General features: G+C 40.3%; 18 protein-coding genes. 16 read left to right on the top strand and 2 right to left on the bottom strand.

The genetic code is table 11. The features are described from left to right. Positions 1 to 11 precede the first annotated feature (11 nt). Genes ACTNB8_RS04305 through ACTNB8_RS04295 form a run of 3 tightly spaced genes read left to right on the top strand, consistent with a single transcriptional unit; the run spans position 12 to position 1,941 of the window. Complete coding sequence (locus tag ACTNB8_RS04305) at positions 12 to 488, top strand: PTS sugar transporter subunit IIA (protein ID WP_441052590.1); 477 nt, start codon at positions 12 to 14, stop codon at positions 486 to 488. Positions 489 to 509: 21 nt separating this feature from the next. Continuing rightward, the gene (locus ACTNB8_RS04300; protein ID WP_441052589.1) at positions 510 to 1,304 is read left to right on the top strand and encodes a Cof-type HAD-IIB family hydrolase; all 795 of its coding nucleotides are present in this window, start codon (positions 510 to 512) and stop codon (positions 1,302 to 1,304) included. 13 nt (positions 1,305 to 1,317) lie between these two features. Further along, on the top strand, positions 1,318 to 1,941 hold the full coding sequence (locus ACTNB8_RS04295) for a peptidase C39 (protein WP_441052587.1): 624 nt from the start codon (positions 1,318 to 1,320) through the stop codon (positions 1,939 to 1,941). A gap of 118 nt (positions 1,942 to 2,059) precedes the next feature. Here ACTNB8_RS04295 and ACTNB8_RS04290 read toward each other — a convergent pair whose 3' ends face one another. After that, positions 2,060 to 3,193 (bottom strand): pyridoxal-phosphate-dependent aminotransferase family protein, encoded by a 1,134-nt coding sequence (locus tag ACTNB8_RS04290; RefSeq protein ID WP_441052585.1) that lies wholly within the window; start codon positions 3,191 to 3,193, stop codon positions 2,060 to 2,062. Positions 3,194 to 3,212: 19 nt separating this feature from the next. Next, complete coding sequence (locus tag ACTNB8_RS04285) at positions 3,213 to 3,773, bottom strand: ECF transporter S component (protein WP_296157700.1); 561 nt, start codon at positions 3,771 to 3,773, stop codon at positions 3,213 to 3,215. 376 nt (positions 3,774 to 4,149) lie between these two features. On the opposite strand from ACTNB8_RS04285, the gene rsmH reads away from it, so the two are divergent. From rsmH to ACTNB8_RS04220, 13 genes are all read left to right on the top strand, one after another. Beyond that, positions 4,150 to 5,214, top strand: coding sequence for a 16S rRNA (cytosine(1402)-N(4))-methyltransferase RsmH (rsmH, locus tag ACTNB8_RS04280; RefSeq protein ID WP_441052583.1), 1,065 nt, complete (start codon positions 4,150 to 4,152; stop codon positions 5,212 to 5,214). 84 nt (positions 5,215 to 5,298) lie between these two features. Then, on the top strand, positions 5,299 to 7,704 hold the full coding sequence (locus ACTNB8_RS04275; RefSeq protein ID WP_441052581.1) for a response regulator: 2,406 nt from the start codon (positions 5,299 to 5,301) through the stop codon (positions 7,702 to 7,704). Positions 7,705 to 7,719: 15 nt separating this feature from the next. Continuing rightward, positions 7,720 to 9,738, top strand: coding sequence for an ATP-binding protein (locus ACTNB8_RS04270; RefSeq protein WP_441052580.1), 2,019 nt, complete (start codon positions 7,720 to 7,722; stop codon positions 9,736 to 9,738). Positions 9,739 to 9,803: 65 nt separating this feature from the next. After that, positions 9,804 to 10,073, top strand: a complete 270-nt coding sequence (locus tag ACTNB8_RS04265) for an RDAC family protein (protein WP_441052579.1) — start codon at positions 9,804 to 9,806, stop codon at positions 10,071 to 10,073. Further along, positions 10,060 to 10,626: a class IV adenylate cyclase gene (gene cyaB, locus ACTNB8_RS04260; protein ID WP_441052578.1), complete on the top strand. Its 567-nt coding sequence runs from the start codon at positions 10,060 to 10,062 to the stop codon at positions 10,624 to 10,626. The genes ACTNB8_RS04265 and cyaB overlap by 14 nt, the downstream gene beginning before the upstream one ends. Positions 10,627 to 10,709: 83 nt before the next feature. Beyond that, complete coding sequence (locus tag ACTNB8_RS04255) at positions 10,710 to 11,345, top strand: YczE/YyaS/YitT family protein (RefSeq protein ID WP_441052576.1); 636 nt, start codon at positions 10,710 to 10,712, stop codon at positions 11,343 to 11,345. A 7-nt stretch (positions 11,346 to 11,352) separates the two neighbouring features. Beyond that, positions 11,353 to 11,613 carry an ATP-binding cassette domain-containing protein gene (locus ACTNB8_RS04250; protein WP_441052731.1) on the top strand — a complete coding sequence of 87 codons (261 nt, stop codon included), beginning with the start codon at positions 11,353 to 11,355 and terminating at the stop codon, positions 11,611 to 11,613. 161 nt (positions 11,614 to 11,774) lie between these two features. Next, complete coding sequence (locus ACTNB8_RS04245) at positions 11,775 to 12,140, top strand: hypothetical protein (RefSeq protein WP_441052574.1); 366 nt, start codon at positions 11,775 to 11,777, stop codon at positions 12,138 to 12,140. Then, complete coding sequence (locus ACTNB8_RS04240; RefSeq protein ID WP_441052573.1) at positions 12,137 to 12,772, top strand: hypothetical protein; 636 nt, start codon at positions 12,137 to 12,139, stop codon at positions 12,770 to 12,772. Before ACTNB8_RS04245 ends, ACTNB8_RS04240 begins: the two co-directional genes overlap by 4 nt. A 146-nt stretch (positions 12,773 to 12,918) precedes the next feature. Next, positions 12,919 to 13,218 (top strand): LacI family DNA-binding transcriptional regulator, encoded by a 300-nt coding sequence (locus ACTNB8_RS04235; protein WP_441052571.1) that lies wholly within the window; start codon positions 12,919 to 12,921, stop codon positions 13,216 to 13,218. Between the two features lie 234 nt (positions 13,219 to 13,452). After that, positions 13,453 to 15,123, top strand: coding sequence for a glycoside hydrolase family 13 protein (locus ACTNB8_RS04230; RefSeq protein WP_441052569.1), 1,671 nt, complete (start codon positions 13,453 to 13,455; stop codon positions 15,121 to 15,123). 14 nt (positions 15,124 to 15,137) lie between these two features. Continuing rightward, on the top strand, positions 15,138 to 17,129 hold the full coding sequence (locus ACTNB8_RS04225) for a glycoside hydrolase family 31 protein (RefSeq protein ID WP_441052567.1): 1,992 nt from the start codon (positions 15,138 to 15,140) through the stop codon (positions 17,127 to 17,129). A 184-nt stretch (positions 17,130 to 17,313) separates the two neighbouring features. Beyond that, positions 17,314 to 17,490, top strand: coding sequence for a hypothetical protein (locus tag ACTNB8_RS04220; protein WP_441052565.1), 177 nt, complete (start codon positions 17,314 to 17,316; stop codon positions 17,488 to 17,490). Positions 17,491 to 17,558 lie beyond the last annotated feature (68 nt).

Genomic DNA, 17,558 nt, shown 5'->3' with positions numbered 1-17,558 from the left:
GGTGATAATATATGATCTGGGAAGATATGAAAGAAAGTCTTATTTTTCGGGCTCTGCAGGTTTCCGACAATAAAGAAGCTCTTGAAATCATGGGAAATGTCATGCTTCAGGAAGGATATGTGTTGGAAGATTTTCCTGTCGCAGTATGGGAAAGAGAAAAAGATTTTCCGACAGGACTTGATGTTGATGGAATCGGTGTTGCAATTCCCCATACGGAAGCACACCATGTGAAAAAAGAAGGTGTTGCACTGGCAATTCTTAAAGAGCCTGTTGAATTTGGTGCAATGGGGGAAGAAAGCTGCCGGATCCCGGTTAAGATCATCATAATGTTTACTGTAGCGGGAAAAGAGAAACATCTTGATCGGCTCATGCAGATTGTACGTCTGCTGCAGGACAGAAAGTTCCTGACAGGAATTCTGGCAGCGGAAGATAAAAAACAGATTATAGAGATTGTGCGTCAGAGAGAAAAAAACATATCAGATGAATAAGCAGCAAATGAGGAGAAAGTTATGAAAAAAATTGTTTTCAGTGATGTGGACGGAACTCTTTTAAATTCCGAACATAAACTTACAGCTTTGAACAGAGAGGCAATAAGGAGGCTGGAGGAGCAGGACATACCGTTTGTGATCGTATCAGCGAGAAGTCCTTCGGGAATTTATTCAATCCTTAAGGAATATGATTTCAGATGTCCAATCGTTTCATATAGTGGCGCATTGATCATGGATACAGATGGTAAAGTACTTTATCATGAAGGAATGCCTGTTTCTGAAGCTGTGAAGATCGTTCGTTACATTGAAAACAGTCGGCTTCCGGTGACCTGGAATGTTTTTTCCTATGATCAGTGGATCACTCCTGATAGAGCACATCAGGATGTAGTTACAGAAGAAGGCATAGTAAAAACGCAGGCACAGGAAGGAAGCATTGAGGATATTGAAGGTGATGAAGTGCACAAGATTTTCTGTATGTGTAAGCCAGGTACAATATGGGCTGTGGAGGAACAGCTGAAAAAAATTTTTCCACAATATTCCATAATGAAGTCTTCCAGTACACTTCTGGAGATCATGAAAGCAGGTGTGGCAAAGTCAGATGCAGTAAAAGTGCTGTGCAATCTCTGGGATGTTCCAGTTGAGAATACGGCAGCTTTTGGCGATAATTATAATGATGTGGAAATGCTGGAAGCAGCAGGTCATGGATTTATCATGGCAAACGCACCAGAGGAATTGCTGAAAAAATTTCCGGAACATGCTCGAAGCAATGATGAGGACGGAATCTATCATGCCCTCCGGGAACTGAAATATATCTGAGAGGGGCAGAGGAATGAAAAATCCATTACATTATCAGCTATCCGAATATGACTGTGGTCCGACCTCCATGCTGAATGCACTTGCCTGTCTTTTTGAGCGGGAGGAGATTCCGCCGGAAGCAATCCGAAATATCATGCTGTATTGTCTGGATTGCCACAGTAAAGACGGAATACCAGGTAAACGGGGAACATCCAGGGCCGCCATGATGTTTCTATGTAACTGGCTGAATGAATACGGTGAACTTGGTATTATGCCTGTAAGCAGTGAATATCTGTCCGGAAGCAGTGTATATATAAGTGAGGAAAGCCGTATCAACCATGCACTGAATCATGGTGGAGTTGCTGTTGTCCGTCTTTATCTGGAGGAAGAACATTATGTACTTATTACGGGGATTAGAGATGGAAAAGTATTGATGTTTGATCCATATTACTGGGACAAACCATTTGAGCAGAAAGACATTATTTTGACAGAAGATCATCCCAAGGAATATAACCGTATTGTTCCTTTTCAGTATTTTAACCAGGAAGATGAAAAAGGGGTCTATGCACTTGGACCAACAGATGAAAGGGAAGCAGTTCTTGTGTTTAATGATAAGACGAAGACAGTTCCTGAAGAAGTAATCGAATATTTTATCTGATACAGAGAACTTGGCATCGGCAATTTCTCTTGTATACTAAGGCATTAAAAAGAACCGTTGCCATTGTCAGAAACGACAGGCAGCGGTTCTTTTGGGAATAAAATATGAGAGAACAGGATTATCTGTTCATTTCAGAACAGAAGATTTCTTCCATGCTGGCTTTAAGCGAAATATGAAGTTTTTTCATGGTTCCGTCAAGGGCAGCAAATACTTCGCGGACATTATGGAATTCTGCATTGTTACCCATATGACCGATGCGGATCACTTTGCCCGCAAGAATATCAAAGGAACCTGCCAGCAGGATATTGTAGTCTTTCTTAACAGTGTCCAGGATTGCCTTAGCAGTAGTTCCTTCGGGCACTTCAAATACAGTTACAGTGCTGGAAAACCCGCTTTTCAGATACAGGTTAAGACCTGCGCCTGTGACTGCCTTACGTGAGGCTTCGGCGATTTTCTCATGTCTGTCCAGAATGTCCGGATCAGCTGCAATATTGTCAATGGCAGCTCTCAGTCCGTAAATATCACTGATCGGCATTGTATACGGGAACCATTTTTCTTCATAATAATGAGAAAAAGTGGTCAGGTTTGCATAGAAAGAAGCAATCGGGGTTTTACGGTCTGCCATGGATTTTTTTGCATCATCGCTGATGACTACAAAGGTCAGTCCTGGAGGTGCGGAAACAACTTTCTGGGAACCGCCGCACATGATGTCAATCTGCCAGTCGTCAATTCGCATAGGTTCTCCGAAAGATGCGGATACAGAATCTACGACAGTCATGATTCCATATTTTTTAAGGAGCGGGCAGATTCGGGATACATCATTCAGCATGCCGCTTGGAGTATCACCGTGAACAACAGTTGCATATTTGTAATCATGATGTTCTTTCAGAAATTCTTCCAGTTCATCAACATTCAGTGTCTCACGGTAATCTTTTGAATAAAGTTCCGGACATCCACCGTACATGGAAACAAAATCTGCGAATCCTTTTCCGTAAATTCCGTTATCCAGAACAAGGACTCTGTCACCTGATTCTGTCATGGAAGCACATGCTGCTTCAAGACCGAGAATACCTTCGCCCCCAAGAATCAGTGTTTCATTTGTGGTATGAAGGAGACTGCTGATTTTTTCACATGTTTCTTTATAAAATTCTACAAAATCTACATCAAGATCAGGGTTTGTACATTCCATGCTGCGTGCCAGACGCACATTTTCAGCTACCTGTGTAGGCCCTGGTGTCATAATCTTATACATATAATCAGATCCTTTTTATTTATCTTTTTAATCCTGTTTTCTTAGCTGCGATATTTAATGGAGCAATGACGATGAGAACGATCACTGCTGCAACACCAATCTGTACCAGGTTTCCAGGAATAGAAGCAGCCGGTGAGAAAAAGTTTCCATAAATAACAATCTCAGCAATGTAATAACCAACAACTTTGATCACGCATGCAGCTGCAATAGCAATTACATACCATTTGAAATTCTGATGTTTTTCATCTTCTGTAAGTTTTCCTACAACAAATCCCATGATGCCAACAATTACAAAAGTAAATGGCGCCCATAAAGTCCAGCCGGAGAGAAGGTCAAAAAGCCCCATTCCTACACCGCCTGCAATGGCTCCGGTTTTCTTTCCAAAAAGAATAGCGCCGATAAAGAGCGGTACATTTCCGAGGTGGATCAGTCCGCCGTTTGCCGCAATTGGAAGACGTACATTAATAAATGCTGTAAAAATATAGGTAAGTGCTACAAAAATAGCTGTTACAGTAAGAAACTGAACAGAGGAAGAAGCCTCGTTGTTAGCTGGTGCTGTCTGTACATTTGTGTTTGCCATGATAATAGTTCCTTTCCTGGGAGGTTTATTACGAAACCTCTCTAATTGATATTGTGTAACTACTCAGGGTACTGAATAGTTACGATATGATTTGGATTGGGTATACTTTACAACAGAACTGTACATTGATAAAGATACAATTTATGGAAAAATTAAGGGGACAGTTGCGAAAAATATTGGTTATCAAATAAGAAGTGAAAATACCGGATCTTATATTAGACGTCAAAGTTCACAAGAATTCTGGTTGAGATAAAGAAAATGGCATGTTATTATAATCAGTAAAGAATTATGAGTTGCAGTGAACGGAGTAAACAGCAACAATTATGGAAAGATTTGGAAAAAATAATATAAATAATATGGAGACAGGGAGAGTAACATGGATCAGGAAAATCAGACACCACACAAACGACGTGTAAGATATAAAGGAAAATATCCGCGTAAATTTGAAGAAAAATATAAAGAGCTGAATCCGGAAAAGTATCAGGATACGATTGAACATGTAATAAGTAAAGGAAATACACCTGCAGGAATGCACATTTCCATTATGGTAAAGGAAATCCTTGATTTTCTGAAAATTCAGCCGGGTGAAACAGGTTTTGATGCAACCCTTGGATACGGCGGACATACAAAAGCTATGATGGAATGTCTTCATGGTGAAGGTCACATGTATGCTACAGATGTTGACCCGGAGGAGTCGGCAAAAACCCGTAAACGATTGGCAGATCAGGGATTTGGCGAGGAGATACTTACAATAAAACTTCAGAATTTCTGTACCATTGATGAAGTCGCAAAAGAGGCCGGAGGATTTGACTTTATCCTGGCTGACCTTGGCGTTTCTTCCATGCAGATCGATAATCCGAAACGTGGATTTTCTTTCCGTGCGGACGGACCGCTGGATTTAAGACTGAATCAGGAAAAAGGTATCAGCGCGGCAGAAAGACTGGACAAGATATCAAGAAACGAGCTTGCCGGAATGCTTTATGAAAATTCAGATGAGCCTTACTGTGAAGAAATTGCAAAGGCAATTACAGACGAGATCCGTAAAGGAAACCGTGTGGATACCACAACAAAATTACGTGAGATCATTGAGAAAACACTGGATTTTTTACCTGAAAAAGAGAAGAAAGATACAGTCAGAAAAACATGTCAGAGAGTTTTTCAGGCACTCCGTATTGATGTGAACCGGGAGTTTGAAGTCCTTTATGAATTCATGGAAAAACTGCCGGGTGCACTGAAACCGGGCGGACGTGTAGCTATCCTTACGTTTCATTCAGGTGAAGATAAACTGGTAAAAAAAGCTCTGAAAGCAGGATACAAAGCAGGGATTTATTCCGATTATTCAAGAGATGTGATCCGTCCTTCTGCACAGGAGTGTGCACAGAACGGAAGAGCCAGATCTACAAAAATGCGCTGGGCGATAAAAGCTGACAAAGAAGAATAGTACTAATAGTACTCGCATTATGGAGATAGATTTAAGATATATGTATTTGTGTATCTAAAGATATTATGCAAGAAGGACAGGTTTATGAAAAAGTTAAACGATGAGGATATACAGGCATATTTCCAGGCAGGAAAATCCGGATTTTGGAAAGTAGAGTCTGAAAAAGGAAAAAAGACAAGACTGTATACGGATGAAAACACAAATAAACTGTTTGGAATTACAGAAGATATGTCTCCGGAAAAATGTATGGAGTATGTGGCAGAACATATTTATCCGCAGGAGAGGGAGTGCTTCCGGGATTACATAGAAGAGCTGAAAAGTCATGAATCAGAAGCGATTTACCGTTATATGCATCCTTTAAAAGGAGTCATTTATATACGCTGTACAGGCAGGAGAGTTCCATCTCCAGATAACATGATCAGGCTTGTAGGCTATCATCAGGAAGCAGAAGATATTGTTCATTTTGGAAAAGAAAAACTTCTGGAGAACCGCTTGCTGAAACAGAACCAGCAATTAAAGGATGAAAACAAAAATCAGATTTTTTATTATAAAGAACTTCTGGATACGATAAGTGTTGGAGTACTATCCTATACCTTGCCAGGGCATGAGATTGTCCATATGAATGCAGAAGCTATGCGTATCTATGGGGTGGAGACATTTGAAGAAGCACAGGAAAATCTGGGCAGACTCATAGGGGCTGTGTCCTATGTGAATCAGAATGTAATTGAGAAACTGATGGATATGCGAGAACATGATGGAGCCGTTTCTTATGAATGCATAATCCCTGACAGAAAGGGAAATCTGACACCGTCGATTGCAAAGACGGAAATCTTTTATACATCAGACGGAAAAAAAACAATATTAACCACATTTCTTGATGTTTCTGAAAATGTTACTCTGAAAAAATCACTGAAAGATGCACAGGCAAGCAATGCGGTTATATCCGCAATTTCAAAGATTTACTGGACGATTTATTCTATGGATCTACGAACAGACAGTTTTGAAGAAGTTGTCGGGGGCGAGGTGATGCATCAATTAACAGGTAGTCATGGATGTGCTTCAGAAGCATTTCGTACCGCACGGAAAAGTGTTGTTTCCAGAGAAAATCAGAAATCCATGCGGGAGTTTTTGGATGTTACAACTCTGTCAGACAGGCTGCAGCAGGAAGATACGATTGCGAGAGAATATCTTGCCGCAGACGGGCACTGGCATATGGGACGATTCATTGTTAAGCAGCGTGATGCAAACGGAACTGTCACGGAGGTGCTTTATGTAGCACGTGACATTACTGCGGAAAAAAAGCAGGAGTTCGAATATCAGGAAGAGTTGAAAAGAACTGCCCAGGAAGCGAAAAAAGCGAATGTTTCAAAAACTGATTTTCTCAGACGCATGAGTCATGATATCCGAACGCCAATCAATGGAATCCGTGGAATTACGCAGATTGCAAACCATTTTCCAGGAGATCTGCAAAAACAGCAGGAGTGCAGAGATAAGGTATTGACAGCATCTGGATTTCTTCTGAATCTTGTGAATGATATCCTTGATATGAATAAAATGGAATCCGGAACATTGCAGCTGGAAGAAAAAACTTTCGATTTACGCAAGGTGCTGAGGGAATCAAAAGGTATTGTTGAGATGCAGGGACGTGAAAAGGGAATTTTACTGAACCTGGGAACTGTCAATATCATACATGATCAACTGGTCGGAAGTCCTCTTCATCTTCAGCAGATTCTGCAGAATATAGGAAGTAATGCAGTAAATTATAATCATGTGGGCGGTAAGATTATTGTTGGCTGCCAGGAAATCAGTTCAGATGACCGGACCGCAGTATTTGAATTTACCTGTACAGATAATGGAATTGGGATGAGCGAAGAGTTTCAGAAGCATCTGTTTGAACCTTTTACACAGGAGAACAGACTGGAACAGAAAGCCAGTATGGGAACTGGCCTGGGAATGACTATTGTCAGCCAGTTAGTAACGATGATGGGAGGAAAGATTTGTTTTACCAGTAAAGTTGATGAAGGAACTTCATTTGTGATCACATTGCCGTTTCACATTGCTGCAGATATGGAATTAAAAATGTCAGAATTATCCGATGAGAATGTTTCGCTGAAAGGGAAAAGAGTACTTCTTGTTGAAGATAATGAATTGAACATGGAAATTACACAATTTATATTGGAAAATGAGAATATGCAGGTTAGCTGTGCATGGAATGGAAAAGAGGCAGTGGATATTTTTGCCCGGTCAAAGCCGGGAGAATATGAGTTGATATTAATGGATATCATGATGCCGGTTATGGATGGCCTGGAAGCAACAAGACAGATTCGAGCAATGGATCGTTATGATGCCAAACTTATCCCTATTGTAGCCATGTCTGCAAATGCTTTTCAGGATGATGTGGAGCGCAGCAAAAAAGCAGGAATGAATAAACATATTTCAAAACCATTGACGGGGGAAAGTGTGATCAATGAGATTAAAAGTATGCTGTAGAAGGGGGGAAAGCATATGGATGATTTCAAAAAACTTACAGAGCAGCTTTTTAAAATATATATTAATGCTGAATCAGTAAATGATTTTGGTATAGAGAATTATTTTGATGAAAATATTAGTCTGATTGGAACTGGGAAACATGAGTTATTCACGAATCTACATGAGTTTTTAGAATCATTTAAATTTGATGTAGAACGAAGAGATAAAATCAGGATTAAAGTACAAAATTTACATCAGGAAGAAGAAAGACTTGATGGTGACCATGTTCTTGCACATGGTACAGCAGATTTTGTTGGGCTGTTTAAAGATGGTTCAATCTGTTTTAAAATGGAGACAAGATTTACGATTATCTATAGGTGGACGAATGGGAAATGGCTGGTTCAGCATCTGCATCAGTCAACACCAGATTTGGAGCAGATGGACGGTGAAGAGTTTCCTGTTACATTGGGAAAACAGGTCAAAAAAACTCGGCAGGCCCTTTATGCATTAGGCACTGCCTATTATCACATCTCAAGGCTGAACTTAAAAACAAAGAAGATCGAACTTATCAAAAAATCTCGAAAAATGGTTATGGATATTAAAGACAATACTGCAGATTGGGATCCTCAGTTTGAGATTATCGAAGGTATTATAGCGGAACCGTTTGTACAGAAATATAAAGATTTTTTTGATATACAAACCATGGCAGCACGTCTTCATAATAAAGAATCTATGTCTTCTGAATTCAAAAAGAAGAATGGATCATGGTTTCTTTCCATGATTGTTCCTCAGAGTTATGATAAAAATGGAAATGTTACTTCAGTATTGATTGCAAATCGGGATGTGACAGATGAAAAATTGCGGGAATTAAAACAAGAGGAAGAATTGCGGGAAGCTAAATTAAAAGCAGAATGTGCAAATAAGGCAAAATCATCATTTCTGTTCAATATGTCTCATGATATCAGAACTCCTATGAATGCAGTCATTGGTTATGCAGAACTGGCGTCCAGACATTTGCAGGAAACAGATAAACTTGGCAGATATCTTGAGAAAATTCAAATATGCGGAAAAGAACTTTTGTCGATGCTCGGTAATGTTCTGAATCTTGCAAGAATTGAGAATAATAAGGTCGAAATAGAATACACTGTTTCGAATGTCCATGAAAGCTTTGAAAATTGTATCATTATGTTCCAGCAACAGGCAGAAAGTAAAAATCAGATACTCTCTCTGACAGAACAGATTATGTATCCGTATGTATATATGGATGCACCGCACCTGTCAGAAGTCTGTCTTAATATTATAAGCAATGCAATAAAGTATACAAATACAGGAGGCAGGATATCGTGTAATGTTGTACAGAAATCCTGTGAAAAAGAAGACTGGTGCAATATGATCATTACCATTACCGATAATGGAATTGGTATGTCTGAAGAATTCCAAAAGCGTGTTTTTGATACTTTTGAAAGAGAACGTAACACTACATTAAGTCATATTGATGGCAGTGGTATTGGAATGGGCATTACAAAAAAGCTTGTAGAGCTTATGGATGGCACAATAGAAGTGAAAAGCAAGCAGGGTGAGGGTTCCACATTTACAGTAACTGTTCCTTGCAGAAAAGCGTCAGAAAATGATTCTCTGGTGAAGAAAAATACTAATCTGTGCAACAAAAACTGCCTGAACGGTGTTCGGATTTTATTGGTCGAAGATAATGAGATCAACACTGAAATTGCAACGGAACTATTGACAGAAGAAGGATGTATTGTTGAGACTGCGAATGACGGTGTTGTATGCATTGATATGATTGAAAAAGCCGATGCTGATTATTACAAGCTGATCCTTATGGATATCCAGATGCCGGTTATGAATGGATATGACGCTACATTGTCTATCCGGAAGATGAAGGATAGGAAAAAAGCCAGGATCCCAATTATTGCGATGACTGCCAATGCTTTCGCAGAAGATACACAAAAGGTTCTTTCTGTTGGAATGAATGCGCATGTTGCAAAGCCTGTTGATATGAACATTCTTGTTCCAACAATGATGAAATATTTATAATAGTAAGAAATAGTTACCTGGTACAGACAATAGTCTGTATGAGAATATAAACGGAGGCTGATTTTATGGATGAAATTTCTTTTAATGATATTATAGAAATAAACGGAATACTGGAGGATAAAAGTCTGAATTTTAAAGTTCATCTGAGGGATGGCTGCGGTGGAAGTGGTCAGACACTCTGGATCGAGCCACTTGGCAACTGTGCCTGTGAAGGCCATTATGAGGAGATGTATCAGGTGCTGGAAGAATTCTGGGGAGCAAAAGGAAAAGTTATAAAGTACTGGGACAATAAGATGCAGTTTGCGCTGGAGAGAAAGAAAAATGGGACAGTTTGAGATAGAGATCAAACTTCCGGTGAAAAACAGGCAGGAAGTATCAGATATACTTAAAGATCTGGGATTTACATTTCAAAAAGAATTACAGGAAGAGGATATTTATTTTAACAGTGAATTCCGTGATATTAAAGAGCGTGATGAGGCATTAAGGATACGCAGAAGTTTGGACCGCACATCAGGTGAGAAAAAGGCGCAGATTAATTTCAAAGGACCGAAGATGGATTCTGTTTCCATGTCGAGAATGGAGCTGGAAACAGAAGTGGAAGATGGAGAAATCCTGAAAAATATTCTGTGCAGTCTGGGATTTTATTCGGTGGCAGCAGTGAGCAAAACAAGGAAATATCTTGCACTGGGAAATATAACCGCCTGCCTGGATCAGGTCGCAGGTCTCGGCGATTTTCTTGAACTGGAAATACTCACAGAAGATGAAGAACAACGGGAGCAGTGTCTGGAACAGATCAGTGATATTCTGGAAACACTGGGCTGCAGTATGAAAGATACGGTCAGAACATCGTATCTGGGAATGCTTATGGAAAGGAAACAGAAAAATTAAAGGAAGCAGAACAATGGAGTGGATGCAAGACAGACGGTTATGGTAGAATAGAAACCAAATAAACATTACGGGGGTTTTAGATAGTGACGCAATATTTAAAAAACATTAACTGGAAATATGTACTGGTCATGTGTATCGGGAATATTCTTGCAGGTATGGGAGTGGCTGTCTTCAAGCTATCTGGACTTGGAAACGATCCGTTCAGTGGGATGAACATGGCGGTAGCTGCGAAGATCGGCATTGCATATGGAAACTTTCAGGTACTTCTGAATCTTGTATTTCTGATCATCGAAATAGCATTTGGAAGACATTTCATCGGACTTGGTACTGTTGTTAACGCAGTATTCTTAGGTTATATATGTACATTTTTCTATAATATATTTACAGATACACTTTCACTGGAACCGACAACCATGGTACAGAGACTGATCGTTCTGTGCATAGGCGTAGTGATCTGCTGCCTGGGATTATCTATGTACCAGATGCCGGACGAAGGCGTTGCGCCATATGACAGCCTGTCACTGATCATGTCAGAAAAATGGCCGAAAATTCCATATTTCTGGCATAGAATTTCCAATGATGCATTCTGTGCACTGGTATGCTATCTGGCAGGCGGAATCATCGGAATCGGAACATTGGTGACAGCTTTCGGACTGGGACCTGTAATCCATTTCTTTAATAAACACTTTACAGGTCCGCTGCTTGAGAAGATAAAATAATGAAGCAATAGAAAGCCTTGAAAATGGTTATGACACTTATTGCACACCTGAAATTTTTTCACAGGGACAATGGCAGCTTCTTTCTATTGCAAGAGCGGCAGTGACAGAACCGCAGATGCTTCTTTTCGACGAGATAACAGTGAATCTGGATGCAGAAACAGAAAAAGAAGTTCTTCAGGCTCTGAAAAGAGTGGCAAAAGACCGTACAGTCATTTCTGTTTCACACAGAACTTCAGCGGAACCTGGTCGTATCATCACAATTGCCTGAAATTATAATTAAAGCAGAAAAAATTCAGACTGAGTGTAAAATTGCCATATCTGTCATTGACAGGTGTGGCAATTTTGTGCGTCTGCAGGCATAATCATTTATACTGAAATAAAATGATGTTGGGGTCCAAAATCCTCAACTGTGATATGGGAGGAAAGCATATGAACGCATGGAAAAGAATAATGGCTGCAGCAGGTATGGGAATCATGCTGATGGCATCGTCTGTTTACGGAGCAGCAGATGGCAGTGAATATATGGAGTTTACAGATAACGAGCTGGTTGATGGTTCATTGATCTATTATTTTAAAGAGATGGAAATTACACTGCCGGCCGACTGGAAGGGAAAATTTGATATTGAGATTAATGGCAATAATGCTACCTTTTATCATAAGGCAAGCAGAGAAAAATGGATGGCATCAAATGGCACAGATGGAGGAAAGTTATTTACCCTGTCCTGTTCTGTAAATGATGATTTTGCAGAACTGCCGGATTTTCCTATATTGGTTTCAGCGATGAATCAGCAATGAATTATTTTATGATCTTTCCAACAGATGTGCAGGCATATATGGATGACAGCACCATAGCAGAAGAGTTTCAGCAGATGAATTCTGAGATTGATTTTGTAAAAGAAAATGCCAGAATGCTTGGAACAGGTGAGAAGGCTGACCGCGCATGGGAGAGTTATCAGTTTGACGAAAGTCAGGCAGGTTATGAGGGAACATGGGTGGATATGAAAGGGGGATTCAGGGCATATCTTCCTTCCGACTGGAATGTGATGGAACTTGATGAAGAGGACAGGGCAAATGGGACAGATTATGTGGCTTCCGCAGAAGATTCCAGTCTGATCTACATTGTAGTTTCCAAAGATCTTTCAGAAGAAATGACAGAGGAAGAAATAAAGGCTGATCTGGAAGAAAAAAATATGACAATGAGAGATGTTCTGGTGGATCAGCTGGAAAAACATGGATACACCTACGAAAAAGAAGCAGATATTAATCAGATCCAGACTATATTTTATACGAAAGATGAGGACACTTACGGTACCGTATTTATGGGGCAGGATGGAATGACTTTGGAAATGGCATTCCTCATGGGCGAAAATCTGAAAGACAATCCTACAGCAGAGACAATCCTGCATTCTGCAAAATGGTCGGAATAGAATATAAAGAGAGTCTATGCAGAAGTAACCATAGAAAACAGGAATGGAAGTCCAGAATCTTCTTGTCAGAATTCCATCAGGATCTTATACTGATATCGTAGTATCTCTGAGAAAATACATAAGATATAAAAGGAGCTGGATAACAGATGATTCGTCTTCAGGATATTGCCGAAATGGCTGGTGTCAGCCGTACCACCGTATCAAATGTCATAAATGGAAATACCAATATGCGGACCTGGAATGACTTTACCATGCCATTGGTATTATTAAGTGATGAGAGTCAGCAGACTTTACAGCTTGCACAGTATGTATTCAAAAAACAGTTCTTTGTAGATTATAACCTGGCATTTGCTTCTTATCTGCTGGTACTTATTCCTGTACTGCTTGTATATCTTTTCTGCCAGAAATGGATCATGAATGGTGTTGTTGCCGGAGCAGTCAAGTAAGAATGTAGATTACGGGAGCAGTGCAGCAGCGGAGTAATTCACAGGTATCGATAGATAATAATAAAAAACAGGGTAACTATTCAGAAGGTAGTATCCCGCGAGGTGTTTTGGCATGTTTTTTGCCAAAATCCCGAGACATACAAGGCAAAATGCCATCACCGAAGGTGATTAGGAATGCGTTTTGACTCGTAACTGTGAGGGTACTGAACAGTTACAAAACAGGAGATTAATAACATGGAAAAAAAATGGTGGAAAGAAAGTGTGGTATATCAGATATATCCTAAAAGCTTTAAAGACAGTAACGGAGATGGCATTGGGGATATCAGAGGAATCATACAGAAACTCGATTATCTCAAAGAGCTTGGCGTAAATGTGTTATGGATATCTCCGATACTGGAATCTCCTCAGGATGATAATGGTTATGATATTTCTGATTACCGCAGAATTTATAAAGAATATGGAACTATGGAGGACTACGAAGAACTTTTGTCAGAAGCTCATAAAAGAGATATCAGAATTCTGATGGATCTCGTAGTCAACCATACATCTGATGAACATAACTGGTTTGTTGAAAGCCGAAAATCAAAAGATAATCCATATCGAGATTATTATATCTGGAAAGATCCGGTAAACGGAAAAGAACCAAATAACTGGGGTGGAGCGTTCGGCGGTTCTGCGTGGGAATATGATCCTCAGACCCAGATGTATTACCTGCATCTGTTCTCAAAGAAACAGCTGGATCTTAACTGGGAAAACGAGAAAGTACGCCAGGAAGTTTATGATATGATGACATTCTGGTGTGAAAAAGGAATCGACGGTTTCCGTATGGATGTTATCAGTATGATCTCCAAAGACCAGTCATTCCCGGACGGAGAAATGAACAACGGCCTTTATGGTGACTTTGGACCATATTGCGTACATGGCCCAAGGATTCATGAATTTCTTCAGGAAATGAACAGAGAAGTTCTTTCAAAATATGACATTATGACTGTTGGTGAAACCTCAGGAGTTACAATTGAAGAGGCACAGAAATATGCAGGTGAATCCAGAAATGAACTGAATATGGTATTCCAGTTTGAACATGTTGAGAATGGAAGCGGCGATTATGGAAAGTGGACAACTGAAAAATATGATTTCAAAGAGTTCAAACTTACTATGATCAAATGGCAGGAAGAACTTCAGGGTAAAGCATGGAACAGCCTGTTTCTTGGAAATCATGACCAGCCGAGAAGTGTCAGCCGATTTGGAAATGACAATCCGGCATACAGGGAAACCTCTGCAAAAATGCTTGCAACCTGTCTTCATATGATGCAGGGAACACCATATGTATATCAGGGCGAAGAACTTGGCATGACAAATGTCTACTTCGACAAACTGGAAGACTATCGTGATATTGAGAGTATCAATTTCTTTACAGAGCTTACGGAATCAGGACTTATGACTCCGGAATACATGATGAAATGTCTGATGCTGAGAAGCCGTGACAATGCGAGAACCCCGATGCAGTGGGATGATTCAGAACAGGCCGGATTTACAGATGGCGAGTCCTGGATCAAAGTAAACCCGAACTATAAAGAGATCAATGCGGCGCAGCAGCTCAAAGATCCGAACTCTATTTTCCATTACTATCAGAAACTGATCAGCCTGCGTAAAGAAAAAGACATCATCGTTTATGGTGAGTTTGAACCGCTCTACCGTGACGACGAGCAGATTTTTGTTTACACAAGAAAACTGGATCAGGAAAAACTTCTGACAGTCTGCAATTTCAGTGACAAAAATGCAGAGTTGGAAATTCCGGGAGAATTCAAAGAATCAGAATGTCTGATCACAAATCTTGACAGAACTGTATTTGAAGGTAAAATTGTTTTGAAACCATATGAAGCATTTGTACTTTATAAAAAATAAGAGGTAACACAAAGATGATTAGAAAATACAGATATGGAGCGCCGTTTGATACGGAGGCACTGACCGAAAAAATCGAAACAACTGAGGGCGCTTTTCCATATGGAGAGATCAGCCAGAATGAGGGATTTGCATTTACCTATATCATGGGCGAAGATGACATTGTCTATGGCCTGGGCGAATCCAATCGTGGAATCAATAAGAGAGGTTACTGCTATATCAGCAATTGTGCAGATGATGCAATTCATACAGAGGACAAGCGTTCTCTGTATGGAGCTCACAATTTTATTATAGTGAGCGGCAAGACTACTTTTGGACTGTTTTTTGACTATCCGTCAAAACTGACCTTTGATATTGGTTATACCAGAATGGATACTCTTAAAGTATCCTGCGAAAATGCTGATCTGGATATCTATGTGATCGAAGGAGAAAATGCTTATGATATCGTAAAGCAGTTCCGCCATGTGATTGGCCGCAGCTACATTCCGCCAAAGTTTGCCTTTGGTTTTGGACAGAGCCGCTGGGGTTATACAACAAAGGAAGACTTCCGTACGGTGGCAAAAGGTTATCGCAAGAATCATATCCCGATCGACATGATCTACATGGATATTGATTATATGCAGGATTTTAAAGACTTCACAGTCAATAAGAAAAATTTTTCTGATTTCCCTGAATTTGTAAAGGAAATGAAAGACCAGGAACTTCGCCTGATCCCAATCATTGATGCCGGAGTCAAGGTGGAAAAAGGCTACGAGATCTATGAGGAAGGTGTAAAAAACAATTACTTCTGTAAAAGAGAAGATGGCAGCAATTTCGTTGCGGCTGTATGGCCGGGAGATACCCATTTTCCGGATATGCTGAATCCGGAAGCCCGTAAATGGTTTGGGGAGAAATATCGTTTTCTGATCGATCAGGGAATAGAAGGATTCTGGAATGACATGAACGAGCCTGCAATCTTTTATTCTTCAGAAGGACTTGCAGAGGCAAAAGAACTTGCCGGAGAATTTGCAAAAGATACCGAAGGTAAGATCCCTCCGTGGGCTGTGCAGGAAAAGATGATAAACATTGCTAACAATCCGGAGGATTACAGAAGATTTTATCACAATGTTGATGGCAAAAAAATCCGTCACGACAAAGTGCATAACCTTTTTGGATATAACATGACAAGAGCAGCAGGGGAAGCCTTTGAGCGAATTGATCCGGAAAAACGTTTTCTGATGTTCTCCAGATCTTCCTACATCGGAATGCATCGTTACGGCGGAATCTGGACAGGTGACAATAAATCCTGGTGGTCACACATTCTTTTAAATCTGAAAATGCTCCCATCTCTGAATATGTGCGGTTTTATGTATATAGGTGCAGACCTTGGCGGATTTGGTGATGACACGACCAGAGATCTGCTGCTTCGTTTCCTTGCACTCGGTGTGTTTACACCTCTGATGCGCGATCATGCAGCAGAAGGAACAAGAGAACAGGAATGCTATCAGTTCGAAAACATCGAAGATTTTCGCAGTGTCATTAACACCAGATATCGCCTTGTACCGTATCTCTACAGTGAATATATGAAAGCTGCACTGAATGACGATATGTACTTTAAGCCGCTTGGATTTGTTTATCCGGATGATAAGATGGCAATCCGTGTTGAAGACCAATTGATGCTTGGCAACGAGATCATGATCGCACCGGTTTATGAGCAGAACGCAAGAGGCCGTTACGTTTACATGCCGGAAGAAATGAAATTCATCAAGTTTATGCCGGATGGAACCATTTTCGAAGAAGTCCTTGCAAAAGGAGTTCATTATGTGGATGTTGCCCTCAATGAAGTACCACTTTTCATTCGAAGCGGTAAATGTATTCCGGTTGCAGAAGCAGCTGAGTGCGTAAAGGATATTGATACAGAGAAGCTTAAGATGCTTGGATATGAAGGCAGCAGCTATACTCTGTACGAAGATGACGGAATCCATAAAGATTATGATAAGAAAGAAAATTATAGGGTTCTGACAAAATAAGGTAATAATGAATTTGAATATGTGTAAACGAAAGCCGGGCTGTCAGTCTGTTAGGGATTGTCAGCTCTGTTTTTTATATTTTGAAGATTTTTCATTGGGGAGGGCGATTTTTTGACTGGCAAAACCGAGAACGTATTCGGCAGAAACGTGATAATACAGACATAGTGGCGTCTGTTATAGCGAAGTGGTTGAAAAAGCTGGCAGGGTATGCAAAGAAGGAGAAGATCAGTGTGCAGTATTTGATGTGGAGACAGCAGTGCAGAAACTGGCAGAGATGTATGTGACGGGGTATAAGGCGAAGCTGAAAAAGGATACCAGGTTACTGTTCACAGGCAATGTCCCGCGAGGTGTTTTGCCATGAATATGGCAAAATCCCGAGACATACGGGGCAAAATCCCATCACCGAAGGTGATTTGGAATGGATTTTGA

Origin of the sequence: Blautia sp. HCP28S3_G10 (assembly GCF_052065235.1) — a bacterium.
GTDB lineage: Bacteria > Bacillota > Clostridia > Lachnospirales > Lachnospiraceae > Blautia_A.
This window is presented reverse-complemented; position numbering and strand designations above follow the sequence as displayed.